The 15,784-nt window shown below is 69.9% G+C and carries 10 protein-coding genes; 7 read left to right on the top strand and 3 right to left on the bottom strand.

Translation table 11 applies throughout. From position 1 onward, the window contains the following. Positions 1-89: 89 nt before the first annotated feature. Positions 90-1,274, bottom strand: a complete 1,185-nt coding sequence (locus FHX40_RS02865; RefSeq protein WP_142258164.1) for an MBL fold metallo-hydrolase — start codon at positions 1,272-1,274, stop codon at positions 90-92. Positions 1,275-1,860: 586 nt separating this feature from the next. On the opposite strand from FHX40_RS02865, the gene FHX40_RS02860 reads away from it, so the two are divergent. From FHX40_RS02860 to FHX40_RS02845, 4 genes are all read left to right on the top strand, one after another. Continuing rightward, entirely contained in the window at positions 1,861-5,535 is a 3,675-nt protein-coding gene (locus FHX40_RS02860) for a multifunctional oxoglutarate decarboxylase/oxoglutarate dehydrogenase thiamine pyrophosphate-binding subunit/dihydrolipoyllysine-residue succinyltransferase subunit (protein ID WP_142258163.1), read from the top strand. Between the two features lie 120 nt (positions 5,536-5,655). Continuing rightward, entirely contained in the window at positions 5,656-5,850 is a 195-nt protein-coding gene (locus FHX40_RS02855) for a DUF6104 family protein (RefSeq protein WP_142258162.1), read from the top strand. 74 nt (positions 5,851-5,924) lie between these two features. Then, positions 5,925-6,737 (top strand): DUF4097 family beta strand repeat-containing protein, encoded by an 813-nt coding sequence (locus FHX40_RS02850; RefSeq protein WP_142258161.1) that lies wholly within the window; start codon positions 5,925-5,927, stop codon positions 6,735-6,737. Continuing rightward, positions 6,734-7,510 (top strand): PadR family transcriptional regulator, encoded by a 777-nt coding sequence (locus FHX40_RS02845; RefSeq protein ID WP_142258160.1) that lies wholly within the window; start codon positions 6,734-6,736, stop codon positions 7,508-7,510. Before FHX40_RS02850 ends, FHX40_RS02845 begins: the two co-directional genes overlap by 4 nt. Before the next feature lie 39 nt (positions 7,511-7,549). Here FHX40_RS02845 and FHX40_RS02840 read toward each other — a convergent pair whose 3' ends face one another. Further along, positions 7,550-8,515 (bottom strand): zinc-binding dehydrogenase, encoded by a 966-nt coding sequence (locus FHX40_RS02840; RefSeq protein WP_142258159.1) that lies wholly within the window; start codon positions 8,513-8,515, stop codon positions 7,550-7,552. A 9-nt stretch (positions 8,516-8,524) separates the two neighbouring features. Further along, a complete protein-coding gene (locus FHX40_RS02835; RefSeq protein ID WP_142258158.1) occupies positions 8,525-9,439 on the bottom strand; it encodes a hypothetical protein in 915 nt (304 codons plus the stop codon). Positions 9,440-9,895: 456 nt separating this feature from the next. Here FHX40_RS02835 and FHX40_RS02830 point away from each other — a divergent pair, with 456 nt between their 5' ends. From FHX40_RS02830 to FHX40_RS02820, 3 genes are all read left to right on the top strand, one after another. After that, on the top strand, positions 9,896-11,389 hold the full coding sequence (locus FHX40_RS02830; protein WP_229789148.1) for a trypsin-like serine peptidase: 1,494 nt from the start codon (positions 9,896-9,898) through the stop codon (positions 11,387-11,389). Positions 11,390-12,328: 939 nt separating this feature from the next. After that, positions 12,329-13,885 (top strand): trypsin-like serine peptidase, encoded by a 1,557-nt coding sequence (locus FHX40_RS02825; RefSeq protein ID WP_229789194.1) that lies wholly within the window; start codon positions 12,329-12,331, stop codon positions 13,883-13,885. Between the two features lie 317 nt (positions 13,886-14,202). After that, complete coding sequence (locus tag FHX40_RS02820; RefSeq protein WP_142258156.1) at positions 14,203-15,342, top strand: trypsin-like serine peptidase; 1,140 nt, start codon at positions 14,203-14,205, stop codon at positions 15,340-15,342. The last annotated feature ends 442 nt before the right edge of the window (positions 15,343-15,784 follow it).

The following is a 15,784-nucleotide window of genomic DNA, read 5'->3' as shown; positions in this document are numbered from 1 at the left end:
CGCTACCCGGCGGTAACCATCGGGCCGAGAACACGTTTCATCGTGCCGCCCGGGTACGGCCCGGCACGCCCGGCCGCGGGCCCGCGGGCTCAGTCGGCCGGGTACCACAGGTCGGGTGTACCCGGCACCCGGCGGACCCGGCCGCGGGACTCCAGCCAGACCAGGTGGGCGAGCGTCTCGTTGTTCGCCATCCTGCGCATGAACTGCGGAATCGATTCCCAGGGCCGGGACCAGGTGAGCCGGCTCGCCAGCTCCCAGCAGGAGGCGCCGCCCGCCGCGGCGACCGCCGCCTCGATCTCGGCGAGCCGCTCCTCGTGGTGGGCCATGAGGTGGTCGACCCGCGCGGTCAGCTCCAGGAACCGGTACTCGTGCGCGGGCAGCACCTCGGTCACGCCCGCCTCGACGCCGACCGCGCGGATCGTGGCGAGCGAGTCGAGGTAGTCGGCGAGCGGGTTCGGGGACGACTGGGGGTGCACCGACACGATCGGGGTGATCCGCGGCAGCACGTGGTCGCCGGTGATGAGGATGCGGCGCCGCTCGGAGACGAAGCACAGGTGGCCGGGCGAGTGGCCGGGCGTCCACACCGCGCGCAGGTCCCAGCCCGGCAGCACCGGCCGGTCGCCGTCCTCGATGAGCACGTCCGGGCGGGCCGGGGCGGCGAACCGGCGGGCCAGCGAGGCGAGGTTCACCGCCTCGGTGATCACCTCCTGCGGAGCCCCGCACCGCTCGAGCAGCTCCCGGTCGCGCCGGATCAGCTCCCGGACCCGCGCCTCGGGGTCGTCGCCGAGGTCGAACAGGCGGTCGTGGACGAGGTTCGCGTCCGCCGGGTGCACCCCGATCCACGCCCCCGAGTGCTCGCGCACCCGCCCGGCGAGGCCGTAGTGGTCGGGGTGGACGTGGGTGACGAGCACGGCGCGCACGTCGGAGATGTCGAACCCGGCCTGGCCGAGCCCGTCGCGCAGCGCGGTGAAGGCCTCGTCGCTGTCCCACCCGGCGTCGATGATCGCCACGCCGCTCGTCAGCTCGAGCGCGTAGACGAGCACGTACCGGAGCGAGTTGATCGGGATCGGCACGGGGATCGACCAGAGGCCGGGCCGTACCCGCTCGACGCGGGGCAGCTCGCCGTTCCGCCAGGCGGCGCGCTGGCGCTCGTCGGCCGGCGTGACCGTCCGCGCCGGGGCACCCGAAACGTCACCCGCGGCGGCCGGCGTGCCCCCGGACGCCGCGTCCGCCGCGGCAGAACCGGCGGCGCTCACCGCTGAATCCCGTACCATCCCAAACTCCCTTCGACCCCCACGATTGTGCGCACATAAATCGAATTGCGTTCTAGTGGGGGTCGCCGGAAGCCCGGTACGGCCCGGCATACACGGACGGCACGCGGCCGGGGCGCGATCGGGAACCCGGCCCGCCGGCCCGGCCGCCCGCCGCAGGCCGCACGACGGCGGACGGGCCGACCCGTGAGCGTTCCATGCGACGGAACGACCGTTAGTAACACATATGATTCAATATGGGCACGTTCGGGATAAGCGGTGCCCTAGACGTCCCCGCCGGGCGAGACCGGCCTGGCCGCGCGGAAACCAGGGCCTAACCGGCGGGTCAGGGCGCCGAGTGGTGACCAACCGCGCGCGCACTGAGAGGATCGGTTCGAGGACATGCCCAGCACCTCGCCCCTCGGCGGAGCGCCGCCGCCGGGACGCCGCGCACCCAAGGAGCCGCCGGATGCGCACCGGATGAGTCACCGGACCCGTAACGTGCCGACCACGCGATCCAGTTGTTGGGCACACGCCCCCTGGCGGGGCGAGTAGCCTTGGACAGGTCTTCCAATCCAACGCCGATCTGCGGAAGAGGGCGATTTCCGCCGTGTCGTCTGAGTCGTCGCGGACAAACCCGCTGGCCAGCTTTGGGCAGAACGAGTGGCTTGTCGATGAGCTGTACCAGAAGTACCTAGAAGATCCCGAGTCGGTGGACCGCGCATGGTGGAACTTCTTCGCTGATTACGACGGCGGCGCCAAGCGCGCCCCGGCCACTCAGGCGAGCAACGGCGCCGAGGGCGCCACGGCCACCGCGCCGGCACCCGCGGAATCCGCTCCGGCCGCACCGGCGGCCCCCGCCCCGGCCAAGGCGGCGCCCGCCCCCAAGAAGGCGGCGAAGGCCGCCCCCGTGCCCCAGGGCGCGGAGGAGGAGCGGCTGCGCGGCGCGGCCGCCCGCACGGCGGCGAACATGGAGGCGAGCCTCGCCGTACCGACCGCCACGAGCGTGCGGGCGATCCCGGCGAAGCTGCTCATCGACAACCGGATCGTCATCAACAACCACCTGGCCCGCGGGCGTGGCGGCAAGGTGTCGTTCACGCACATCATCGGCTACGCCGTGGTCCAGGCGGTCAAGGCGATGCCGGAGATGAACTACTCCTACGCCGAGATCGACGGCAAGCCCACGCTCGTCAAGCCGCAGCACGTCAACCTCGGCCTCGCCATCGACATCAAGAAGCCCGACGGCAGCCGGCAGCTCCTCGTGCCCTCGATCAAGCGGGCCGAGACGATGAACTTCCGGGAGTTCTGGACCGCGTACGAGGAGATCGTGCGCAAGGCCCGGGCCGGCAAGCTCGCCGTCGAGGACTTCGCCGACACCACGATCACCCTCACCAACCCCGGGACGATCGGCACGGTGCACTCGGTGCCGCGGCTCATGCAGGGCCAGGGCACGATCATCGGCGTCGGCGCGATGGAGTACCCGGCCGAGTACCAGGGCGCCTCGGACGAGACCCTCGCCCGCCTCGCGGTGAGCAAGATCATGACGCTCACCTCGACCTACGACCACCGCATCATCCAGGGCGCGCAGTCGGGCGAGTTCCTCCGCAAGATCCACCAGCTCCTGCTCGGCGAGGACGCGTTCTACGACAAGATCTTCGAGGCGCTGCGCATCCCGTACGAGCCGGTGCGCTGGGTCCGCGACATCTCGGTCAGCCACGACGACGAGGTGACCAAGTCGGCCCGGGTGCTCGAGCTCATCCACGCCTACCGGGTGCGCGGCCACCTCATGGCGGACACCGACCCGCTCGACTACCGCCAGCGCAAGCACCCCGACCTCGACATCCAGTCGCACGGCCTGACGCTGTGGGACCTGGAGCGCGAGTTCCCCACCGGCGGCTTCGGCGGCAAGCCGCTGATGAAGCTGCGCGACATCCTCGGCGTGCTGCGGGACTCCTACGTCCGCACGATCGGCATCGAGTACATGCACATCCAGGAGCCCGAGGAGCGGGCCTGGATCCAGGAGCGCGTCGAGCGGCCGCACCAGAAGCCGAGCCGGGAGGAGCAGCTCAACATCCTGCGCCGGCTCAACAACGCCGAGGCGTTCGAGACCTTCCTGCAGACCAAGTTCGTCGGCCAGAAGCGGTTCTCGCTCGAGGGCGGCGAGTCGCTCATCCCGCTGCTCGACTCGGTGATCACCTCGGCCGCGCAGGAGGGCCTCGACGAGGTCGTCATCGGCATGGCCCACCGCGGCCGGCTCAACGTGCTCGCCAACATCGTCGGCAAGTCGTACGCGCAGATCTTCGCCGAGTTCGAGGGCAACCTCGACCCGCGCAGCGCGCACGGCTCCGGTGACGTCAAGTACCACCTCGGCGCGACCGGCGACTTCGTCGCGTACGACGGCTCCAAGATCAAGACGTCGGTGGTGGCGAACCCGTCGCACCTGGAGGCCGTCGACCCGGTGCTCGAGGGCGTGGTCCGCGCCAAGCAGGACCTGCTCGAGCGCGGCGAGGAGGGCTTCACCGTGCTGCCGATCCTGGTGCACGGCGACGCCGCGTTCGCCGGCCAGGGCGTGGTCGCCGAGACCCTCCACCTGTCGCAGCTGCGCGGCTACCGCACCGGCGGCACGGTGCACGTGGTCGTCAACAACCAGGTCGGCTTCACCACCTCGCCCGCCTCGTCCCGCTCGTCGGTGTACGCCACCGACGTGGCCCGGATGATCCAGGCGCCGATCTTCCACGTGAACGGCGACGACCCCGAGGCCGTGGTCCGGGTGGGCCGGCTCGCGTTCGAGTACCGCCAGGCGTTCCGCAAGGACGTGGTCATCGACCTCGTCTGCTACCGCCGCCGCGGCCACAACGAGGCCGACAACCCGAGCTTCACCCAGCCGCTCATGTACGACCTGATCGACGCCAAGCGGTCGGTGCGGAAGCTCTACACCGAGGCGCTGATCGGCCGCGGCGACATCACGGTCGAGGAGGCCGAGCAGGCGCTGCGGGACTACCAGGAGAAGCTCGAGCGCGCGTTCACCGAGGTCCGCGAGGCGGCCAAGCGCCCGCCGGAGCCCGGCGCGGTGCTCAAGCCGCCGGCCGAGGACCTGGTGCCGTGGCGGCACGAGGACACCCCGACCGCCACCACCGAGGAGGCGATCAAGCGGGTCGTCGACACCCAGATCAACCTCCCCGAGGGCTTCACGCCGCACCCGCGGCTCGTGCCGCTGCTGCAGCGCCGCGCCCAGATGGTCGAGGAGGACGCGATCGACTGGGCGATGGGCGAGACGATCGCCTTCGGCTCGCTGCTCATCGACGGCCACCCGGTGCGGCTCGTCGGCCAGGACTCCCGGCGCGGCACCTTCGGCCAGCGGCACGCCGTGCTCGTCGACCGGCTCACCGGCGAGGAGCACACCCCGCTCAAGGCGTTCAACCACGGCACCACGAAGTTCTACGTGTACGACTCGCTGCTCAGCGAGTTCGCCGCGATGGGCTTCGAGTACGGCTACAGCACCGTGCGCCCGGACGCGCTCGTCTGCTGGGAGGCGCAGTTCGGTGACTTCGCCAACGGCGCCCAGTCGATCATCGACGAGTTCGTCTGCTCCGGCGAGGAGAAGTGGGGCCAGCGCTCCTCGGTGGTGCTGCTGCTGCCGCACGGCTACGAGGGCCAGGGCCCGGACCACTCCTCGGCCCGCATCGAGCGGTTCCTGCAGCTGTGCGCCCGGGACAACATGACGGTCGCCCAGCCGACGACCTCGGCGCAGTACTTCCACCTGCTGCGGTGGCAGGTGCTGTCGAACCGGCGGCGCCCGCTCATCGTGTTCACGCCGAAGTCGCTGCTGCGGCACAAGGGCGCGACCTCCCCGGTCCGCGACTTCACCGGCGGCTCGTTCCGCCCGGTGCTCGGCGACACCAAGGTCGACCCGGCGGGCGTGCGCACCGTGGTGCTGTGCTCCGGCAAGATCTACTACGACCTGCTGGCGCGGCGGGAGAAGCTCGGCCGGAACGACGTGGCGCTCGTCCGGCTGGAGCGGCTCTACCCGTGGCCGCGGCAGGAGCTCACCGCCGAGCTCGACCGGTACGGCCGTGACGTCCAGCTCATCTGGGCGCAGGAGGAGCCGGTCAACATGGGCCCGTGGCCGTACCTGACGCTCAAGCTCGCCGAGATCCCCGACCTGCTGGGCGGGCGGCCGATCCGCCGGGTCTCCCGGGACCCGAACCCGTCGCCGGCGACCGGCTCGCACGCCAAGCACGAGGAGGAGCAGGAGGAGCTGCTGAAGAAGGTCTTCGGCGCCTGACCCTCCCGCCGGCGGTCCCCTCGCGGGGCCGTCCGGACCGAAGACGACGATCCGGTCCCCCACACCCGGGCCCGCGCGGCCCGGTGTGGGGGACTTCCGTGTACGCAGGAGGACACTGCGATGTACTTCACCGACCGCGGCATCGAGGAGCTCGTGGAGCGGCGCGGCGACGAGGAGATCGCGATCTCCTGGCTCGCCGAGCGGCTGCGCGAGTTCGTCGACCTCAACCCCGAGTTCGAGACCCCCATCGACCGGTTCGCCACCTGGCTCGCCCGGTTCGACGACGAGGAGGACGGGCTCGACGACGACGCGTAAGACGCGATATGTCTTGACTTCGGGTAGACGCGATATATCGTGTCTATCGGAAATGTCGAGACGGAGGGCCCGTCATGCAACGCTGGACGATCGAGCGACCGGATCGGCTCACGTTCGGCCCCGTCACCGAGCTCACCGTGCGCATCGTGGCGGGGCGGCTCGCCGTGCTGGCGAGCGACGGACCTCCGATGCTCGAGGTGAGCGAGATCGGCCCGGCGCCGCTCACCGTGACCCACGACGACGGACGGCTCTCCGTCGGCCACGGCGACCCGACCCTGAAAGGGGTGCTCGGCTGGCTGCGCCCGGACCGGCGCAGCGCGACGCTCACCCTCACCGCGCCGCGGGACTGCCCGGTCCAGGTGGGCGTGGTCTCCGCCTCCGCGGTGCTCGCCGGGTTCGAGAACCGGACCAGCGTGCGGAGCGTGAGCGGCGACATCGTGCTCGACGGCGTGAGCGGCGAGATCAGCACCGAGACCGTGTCCGGCACGGTGGAGAGCCGGGCGCTCGCCGGGGACTTATCGTTCACCAGCGTGGCCGGCGAGCTCACCGTCGCCGCCGGAACCCCGCGGCGGCTGCGGGCGGACACGGTCTCCGCCCGGATCACCGCCGACCTCGTGCTCACGCCCACCGGGCACGTCACGGTCACCAGCATCTCCGGCCCGGTCGTGGTACGGCTGCCCGCCGACGTCGACACCGACGTGGTGCTGCGCTCCAGCATCGGCAGCATCACCACCGGCTTCGGCAACCTCCGCTGCGACGGGCACCCCGGCGCCCGGTCGGTCAGCGGACGGCTCGGTGGCGGCATGGCCTCGGTCGAGGTCACCACCGTGTCGGGGGACGTCACACTGCTGCGCGGGGAGCCGCGCCCGGGAGGGGAGGAGTCATGAGTCCGGTGTTTCGCCACGGGCGGCTTCGGCTGTACCTGCTCAAGCTGCTGGAGGAGAGCCCGCGGCACGGGTACGAGGTGATCCGGCTGCTGCAGGACCGGTTCCTCGGGGTGTACTCCCCCTCCCCCGGCACGATCTACCCGCGGCTCGCCCGGCTCGAGGAGGAGGGCCTCGTCACGCACGAGGTGCGGGACGGCAAGAAGGTGTTCACCATCACCGACAAGGGGCGGGCGGAGCTGAACGCCCGGCTCGACGAGCTCGCCGAGCTGGAGCAGGAGATCGCCGACTCGGTGCGCGACATCGCCCGCGAGGTGAAGGAGGACGTCCGGGAGACCGTGCGGGCGCTGCGCGACGAGCTCACCCGGGTGGCCCGCGACATGCGGCGCGGCGAGGCGGCGGGCCGTACGGCCGGCCGGTCGGAGCCGCGCGCGGAGGAGCGGCGCGGGCCGCGGCGGCTGTTCCCGATCACGGTGGCGTGGGGCCGGCCGCCCCAGGAGCTGCTGGACGAGGGCGAGCAGTGGGCCCGGGAGTGGCTGCGGATCTGGGACCAGTTCTGGAGCGGCTTCGGCGGCACCGGCGCGGGCGGGACCCGTGAGTCCCGGGACGACCGCCGGGCCGAGTACGACGCCGAGCTGGGCCGCATGCTCGCCGACTTCGTCGCGCGGATCCGGCACGAGGCCGCCCAGGCGGAGCTGGACGAGAACACGCTCACCTACTGCCGCGAGGCCCTCGACGACGTGGCGGAGCGGATCCGGGAGGCGCTCCGGGGGTGACCGCGGGGTCCTCCCGGAGTCCGCGTCCGCGCACGCCGGTCACTGCAGCGTGAACACGATCTTGCCGAAGATGTCGCCCCGCTGCATCGCCTCGAAGCCCTCGCGGGCCCGGTCGAGCGGCAGCGTCCGGTCGATCACCGGCCGCACGCCGGTCTGCTCGAGGAACCGCGCGAGCCGTTCCAGCTGCTCGCGGGTGCCCATGGTGCTGCCCACCACGGACAGCTGGAGGAAGAAGACCCGGTTGAGGTCGGCCGGGGGCACCGCGCCGCTCGTGGCGCCGCACACCACGATGCGGCCGCCGGGCCGCAGCGACTTGAGCGAGTGCGCCCAGGTCGCCTGGCCGACCGTCTCCATCACCGCGTCCACCCGCTCGGGCAGCCGCGCCCCGGGCTCGAAGACCTGGTCGGCGCCGAGCTCGAGCGCCCGGGCGCGCTTCTCCTCCGACCGGCTCGTCGCCCACACCCGGTAGCCCGCGGCCCGGCCGAGCATGATCAGCGCGGTCGCGACGCCGCCGCCCGCGCCCTGCACGAGCACGGTGGAGCCCGGCTCCAGACCGGACTTCTCGAACAGCATGCGGTACGCGGTGAGCCAGGCCGTGGGCAGGCACGCGGCGTGCTCGAAGCTCAGTCCGGCGGGCTTGGGCACGAGGTTGCGGCGCGGCACCGCCACCCGCTCGGCGAACGTGCCGTCGTACACCTCGGACAGCAGCGAGCGCTTGGGGTCGAGGGTCTCGTCCCCGTGCACCGGCGTGCCGATCACCGCGTGCACGATCACCTCGTTGCCGTCCTCGTCGACGCCCGCGGCGTCGCAGCCGAGGATGATGGGCAGCCGGTCCTGGCTGATCCCGACGCCTCGGAGAGTCCACAGGTCATGGTGGTTGAGCGCCGCGGCCCGTACGGTCACGGTGGTCCAGCCGTCGGGGACCTTCGGCTCGGGCCGCTCCCCGAGCGTGAGCCCGCGCAGCGGGTCGTTCGGGTCGGTGGCGCTTGCGGTTACGGCGAACATGCCGGAACCCTACCCAGTGGCCGATCGCGCCTCGTAGCGGACCCGTACCTCCTTAAGCACGCGATCCACGAACTCCTGGTCGCCGACGACGGCCAGGTACACGTCGCCGCGGCAGCCGGCGCCCGTGGCGTTCGTGACCGACCTGATGGCCGGCGGATCGACCGCACGGCTGGGGCAGTCCGGCGTGGGGATGAGCACGATCAGCCGGTCGCGGTCGCCGCCGAGCCAGAGCTGCGGGCCGTACGGGACCTCGGCGTACACCTCGCCCGGCCGGGCGAGCGTGAGCGGCCGCCGGGCGGACAGCACGAGGAAGCCGTCCTTGGTCACCCTGCCGCGCAGGTTGCGCGCCCAGGTACGGCGTTGCTCGAAGGTGAGCCCGTAGCTCGTGTCGGTGAGCGTGAGCCGCCACGGGCCGAACGCGAACAGCAGCACCTCGCCGGCGGCGGGCGCGCCCTCCGGCTTGGGCCACAGCGTGACGTTGTCGGCGAGGCGGCGGATCATCGGCCCGTTGCGCGCGACCTCGGCCTCGCCCCGGTAAGGGGCGACGAGCATCCGGGGCTGCAGGGATCCGTCGTCGGCCGGCAGCCGTGCGCCGATGCGCGGGCGTACGCCGAGTTCGGCGAGGCGCAGGTCGGCGGGATAGGTGAGCCTGGCCCGCGCGCCGTCGGGGAAGGTCACGTCGATCGTCCTCCGCTTCCCGCTCCCCTTCTCCTTGGGGAACACCGCGTTGGTCGCGGCGGGGGTCGGGTCGAGGATGACGACGCGCGGCCCGGTGGGCTCGGCCGTCGGGGCGGGCGGCAGCGCCGGGTCGCCGCGGCCGGAGAGCAGGACGAAGAGGAACAGCGCGAGCAGGCCGGCCGCGACCACGACGGAGAGGCGGCGCCGTCGTCCCTGGCCGTGCTCAACGATGTCGAGGCGGGTCACGTGCTTCCCCTACCTGCGCGGGGGTGTCGCCTTCAGTTCAACCCCACGGGACGGCGCGAGGCAAGGCTCTTAGACGCGGATGGGGCCAAATCGGTGCCGTGTGGCCAATGTGATTTACCTCACATGATGACATGCTGGGTTCTGACAGCGAACCTGACCCGGCACGTCCCGAACCTTCCGCAAACCCGGGGGCGACCTGCGGCGATGTCCGCACAAATCAACATCTGACGCCGTCGGCCACAGAGGTCACAGAAGTGTCACACGCGGCGACGATCGACTCTTCCTTGACGAAACGCTGTGACAACCCAAGATCACCGCGTATGTTCCTGACTGTCTCTCGACTGACGCGTGGGACACCCGATGCGTTGCACTGCACGACGTCCCGAGGAGCTTCCCTTGAACACTCGAGTCAAGCGTCTTGTTCTTCCGCTGGGTGGGGCCATTGCCGCCTCCGCCGTGCTGGGCACCTCTCTGGTCACCACCTCCACCGCGTCCGCCGCTCCGGTGCGGTCCAGTGAGTACCTGGCCAAGACTCCGGCCCAGGCGTACTCGGTGGCGCAGTTCTGGCTCGACTCGAACGCCGCGGCCCTGAAGGCGGCCAAGGAGTACAAGTACGAGTACTACGTCGGCAGCAGCGAGAAGCTGCAGGTCAAGGGCGGGCCGTCGGCCGACGGCAAGCCCGGCGTGACCAACCCGACCGGCGCCGGCAAGGTGACGGCCACCAAGGTGAAGAACGTCAACCTGCCGCGGACCGTCGGTAAGGTCTTCTGGGTTGACTCCAAGGGCAACAAGTGGTGGGCGTCCGGTAGCGCCATCCACTCCAAGTACGGCAACCTCGTGGTGACCGCCGCCCACAACGTCTTCGACGGCAAGAACGTCTTCGACAAGTGGGTCTTCGTCCCCGGCTACTACAAGGGCAAGGCGCCGTGGGGCATCTACGTCGGCAAGCAGGCCTTCACCCACTACGACTTCACGGTCTTCGAGGACTACGACAAGGACTACGCCTTCGTCACCGTCTACAACGGCTTCCAGCTCCTCCCGAAGCAGGAGGTCTCCAAGGAGGAGTACGACAAGTGGACCGGTGACAAGTGGGTCGAGTCCAAGGAGATCACCCGCAAGGAGTACCGGCAGATCCTCGACAAGTACGGCCCGCTCGCCCCGGTGTGGCGTGAGCGGATCAAGGGCGAGGAGGCCGTCGGCCCGAACTACCCGGGTGCCGAGAAGTCCCAGATCGAGGTCACCGAGCAGCAGTGGAAGGACGCTCCCTTCCCGCGCGGCCGTAAGGCGCCCAACGGCTCCAAGGTGCTGCCGCCGAAGATCACGCACCTCACCAAGGCCCAGTACGAGCAGCTGCTCAAGGACAAGGCCGCCGGCAAGGTGCTCGGCAAGCTGACCCGGGACCGCCGCGGCAACTACCTCCTGATCCAGTACTTCGTCGTCCAGTGGGTCAAGCCCACCAAGAACGTCAAGTACTACCTCGACCACTTCTACATCGGCAAGGTCAAGGACGTCGGCCCGCTGGCCAAGAACGTCGGCGCCCAGGGCTTCGCCTGGAACCAGAAGCGCGGCACCACGGTGTTCGCCTTCGGCTACCCGGCCGCCCCGCACCCCAACGGCAGCACCGGCTTCACCGGCCTGACCCCGAAGTGGTCGTACGGCAAGACCTACACCGCCGTGAACCCGAAGCTGAAGGCCGAGGAGTCGATCGGTCTGAAGTCGGCCATGACCAAGGGCGCCGACGGTGGTCCGCTGATCTGGCAGTACAGCAGCACCAAGCGCGTCGGCTACGTCAACGGCGTCATCAGCTGGTTCGGCGACGCCGACAACAACGGCCGGATCGACTTCATCGCCTCGCCGTACTTCGACGGTGAGACCAAGGCCATCTACGACGCCGCGGCCAAGACCTGGTCCGGCAGCATCGTCGGCAAGAACGGCGAAGTCCTGAAGTAGTCACGGCAGACGTACAGCACCCTCGCCCGCAACAGGGCCCGGTCCCCCGGACCGGGCCCTGTTCGTTTGTCGTGGCGGCACCGGTTCCCGAGGGGCGCGGGATGTGTGCGCGGGGTTCGCCGGCGGCCCGGGCCGCCGCCGGAAGGCGCGGGCCGGGAGCAGGCGAGGAGCACGGCGCCGACGCAGGGGGCCTCAACCCTGCGCCGTCCGCCAAGGGTTCCGCGCGGCGCACGTTCCCCGGCTCGCGTCATGGTCGCAAGGTCAGGGTCCAGGCGATCGACCTCGACCCCATTCCCGGGCCGGCCCCGCCCGGCGGAAGGCCGTCGCCGCGGAGTCGACCCGCCGGCGGTCCTCCGCCCCGGCAGCGGGCCCGGCCGCGTGCCGGGCTCTGTTCGCTTCACGGCCGAGAGGGGTGGGAAGCCGGGTTCCGTTGTGCGGCCGGCGGTTGTTCCGGTGGGCGGTTTTGCGCGCGAGGCCTCCAGCAGGCCCCAGGACGCGTCGGACCCCCGTCTCGGGACAAGATCACCGGCCACGCGGCCTGAAGGCGTCTGCGGGGCCTACAGCGGCGTACGCGGCCGCGCGAGGGATGATCATGCCTCACGGCTTTGTGTTGGCCCTTTTGACGTGTGGAGGGTGTGGTTTGGTGCCATCCAGCTCGTGTGATTTACATCACACCAAAGGAATCGGGAACCGGACACGCCCGATCCGCACCAGCCCGCCCTGGAACGCCTGTTACGCCAGTGATCTGCGGGAATGCGACCCGGCTCCAGACGGCGATCCCGCAACCCCTAAGGTCACGGAACGGTCACGGCGAACGGAGATCAACTTTGGTCGCCGAAACCGCTACCGACCCACAAGATCTCGCCTGTATCTTCCATGCCATCCCTTTACTGACGCATGGGACGCAGGATGCGTTCCACGACAGCCCAAGGAGTTTCCTTGAACACCCGAGTGAAGCGTCTGGTCCTCCCGCTGGGTGGGGCCGTTGCCGCGTCCGCGGTTCTGGGCGCCTCCCTGGTCACCACCTCCGCCGCCTCCGCTGCTCCGATCAAGAGCAGCGAGATGCTCGCCAAGACCACCTCCGACGCCTACTCCGTGGCGCAGTTCTGGCTTGACGAGAACGCCGCCGCGCTGAAGCAGGCTCGCGAGTACAAGTACGACTACAAGATCAACGGCGAGAAGCTGCAGGTCAAGGGCGGGCCTTCGGCCGACAGCAAGCCGGGCGTGACCAACCCGACCGGCTTCGGCAAGGTCACCGCTACCAAGGTGAAGAACGTCAACCTGCCGAAGACCGTCGGTAAGGTCTTCTGGGTTGACTCCAAGGGCAACAAGTGGTGGGCGTCCGGTAGCGCCATCCACTCCAAGTACGGCAACCTCGTGGTGACCGCCGCCCACAACGTCTTCGACGGCAAGAACGTCTTCGACAAGTGGGTCTTCGTCCCCGGCTACTACAAGGGCAAGGCGCCGTGGGGCATCTACGTCGGTAAGCAGGCCTGGACCCACTACGACTTCGCGGTCTTCGAGGACTACGACAAGGACTACGCCTTCGTCACCGTCTACAACGGCATCCAGATCCTCCCCAAGGAGGAGGTCTCCAAGGAGGAGTACGACAAGTGGACCGGTGACAAGTGGGTCGAGTCCGTCGAGATCGACTTCAAGCAGTACAAGTCGATCCTCGACAAGTACGGCCCGCTCGCCCCGGTGCGCGCTGAGCGGAGCGAGGGCTCCGAGGTCGTCGGCCCCGAGTACAAGGGTGCCGTCAAGTCCGAGGTCGAGGTCACCGCGGAGCAGTGGAAGAACGCCCCGGACCCGAAGAAGGGCGTCAAGCCGGCCAACGGCACCAAGGTCTTCCCGCCGAAGTGGACCCCGCTGACCAAGGCCCAGTACGAGCAGCTGCTCAAGGACAAGGCCGCCGGCAAGGTCCTGGGCCAGGTGATCCAGGACAAGCGGGGCAACTACTGGCACATCCAGTACTTCGTCGTCCAGTGGATCAAGCCCACCAAGAGCATCAAGTTCTACCTCGACCACTTCTACGTGGGCAAGGTCAAGGACGTCGGCCCGCTGGCCAAGAACGTCGGTGCCCAGGGCTTCGCCTGGAACCAGAAGCGCGGCACCACGGTGTTCGCCTTCGGTTACCCGGGCGCCGAGCACCCGGACGGCAACAAGCCGTACACCGGTGTGACCATGAAGTGGTCGTACGGCAAGACCTACACCGCGATCAACACCAAGCTGAAGGCCGAGGAGTCCATCGGTCTGAAGTCCGCGATGACCGCCGGTGCCGACGGTGGTCCGCTGATCTGGCAGTACAGCAGCGCCAAGCGCGTCGGCTACGTCAACGGTGTCATCAGCTGGTTCGGCGACAGCGACGGCAACGGCCGGATCGACTTCGTGGCCTCGCCGTACTTCGACGGTGAGACCAAGGCGATCTACGACGCCGCCGCCAACACCTGGTCCGGCAGCATCGTTGGCAAGAACGGCGAGCTCCTCAAGAAGTAGTTCCTGAGGAACCGCCCGGGTTCAGGGGGTCCAAACCTCTGACCCAGCCCCAGCTTCAGCAAGGCCCGGCCTTCCAGGCCGGGCCTTGCGCCGTTTACGGACGTTCCTTTCGACACACTCCGCCGGTACCGAACCTGCCGACGGCGCGGTTCCCCGCCTCGCCCGTCTCTTTACCCGGACCTCACAGCCGGGATGGTCAAATAACGAGGCAGCCCCATGTTGGTCAACGTCCGGTTCTGACCTAGTTGATCTGGAAAAATTCGCTTTACCCCCCGCGTCCCCGTCCCGTCGTCCCCGTCGTACCGGAAGGACCTCGCATGTCCCCCCGAGCGAAGCGGCTCGCCGCCACGCTTGCCGGCATGCTGGCCGCGACGGTCGCCGCGGTGCTCACCGCCACGCCGGCCCCCGCGGCCGTCGTTCCCGGCACCCGAAGCGCCCCCGTGCCCGACTGGGTCATGACGGTGCCGCTGGCGCAGCGGGACGCGGACGTGCGGCGGGTGATGGACTACTGGACCCCGGACCGGCTCAAGGCGGCCTCCAGCTATGCCACGCCGGCGCGGAGGGCCCCCCAGACGAGTCCCAGCCCCACGGGCACCACGACGTCGACCTCTGCGGACACCGGGCGGCCGACCACGGTGCAGCCCACGCGCGGCCGCGCGCAGGTGAAGAACGGACTGCCCACCAGCGTCGGCAAGGTCTTCTTCCGCATCGGGAATCGGCACTACTTCTGCTCGGCCACGGCCGTGCACTCGCCGAACCGCAACCTCGTGGCCACCGCCGCGCACTGCGCGTACGACGTCCAGCAGATGAAGCCGGTCGAGGACTGGATCTTCATCCCCGGTTACACCTCGGACGGCCGGACCGAGTGGGGCATCTACGTCGGCCACACCCTCAACCTGCACGACAACTTCGCCGGCCTGGTCGACTGGGACTACGACTACGCCTTCGTCACCGTGCACCGCGGCTTCACCTGGGAGCCGGAGAAGGACGCCAAGGGCAACCCGAAGCGGGACGCGAAGGGCAACCCCGTCTATCGGCGGGTGGACGTGGGGCGGCTCGAGGACAACGTCGGCGGGCAGGGTTTCCTGTGGGACCAGCCGCGGAACGTGGTCACCCACGCGTTCGGCTACCCCGCCGGCGAGCAGCCGGACGGCACCCGTCCCTTCGACGGCACCTCGATGCGCTGGTGCGTGACGCGCACCCGGATCCGGGTCACCGCCCCCAACCTCCTGCTCAACCGCGGCCTGGCGTTCCCGTGCATGTTCACCGCGGGGGCGAGCGGCGGGCCCTGGCTGGTCCGCTACAACAGCACCACCGGCAACGGCTACCTCAACGGCGTGAACAGCCGCACCTGGGACCGGAACGCGGACCGGCGCTACGACCACATCTCGTCGCCGAGCTTCACCAAGTCCACCTACGTCATCTACAAGATCGCCACCACGCAGCGTACGGGCTGATCCGCCGAGCGCCTGGTCCTAGCCGGCACGTCGACCGGAACGGATCGGCCCATCCCACCAACGGCGACGCCCCCGGCCACCGGGTCGGAGGCGTCGCCGTTCGCGTACAGGTGGCGGCGGCCCGGACGGCGAGGGCGATGCGGATGAGGCGCCCAGCGGGCTTCAGAACGCCCTTCGGGCCCCGCGTGGAAGATCACTCGCTGGAGGCCGTTCCGACGCGCCTGGAGGACGCACAGGCGCGCGCAGAGCCGCTGTAGCCGGCGTCGGCCGGTATGTGTGGCCCTTTTGACGTGTGGAGGGTGTGGTTTGGTGCCATCCAGCTCGTGTGATTTACATCACACCAAAGGAATCGGGAACCGGACACGCCCGATCCGCACCAGCCCGCCCTGGAACGCCTGTTACGCCAGTGATCTGCGGGAATGCGACCCGGCTCCAGACGGCG

The sequence above is a fragment of the Thermopolyspora flexuosa genome (genome assembly GCF_006716785.1).
Lineage (GTDB): Bacteria > Actinomycetota > Actinomycetes > Streptosporangiales > Streptosporangiaceae > Thermopolyspora > Thermopolyspora flexuosa.
The sequence above is the reverse complement of the archived record's forward strand: the minus strand, read 5'-3'. Positions and strand labels throughout refer to the sequence as shown.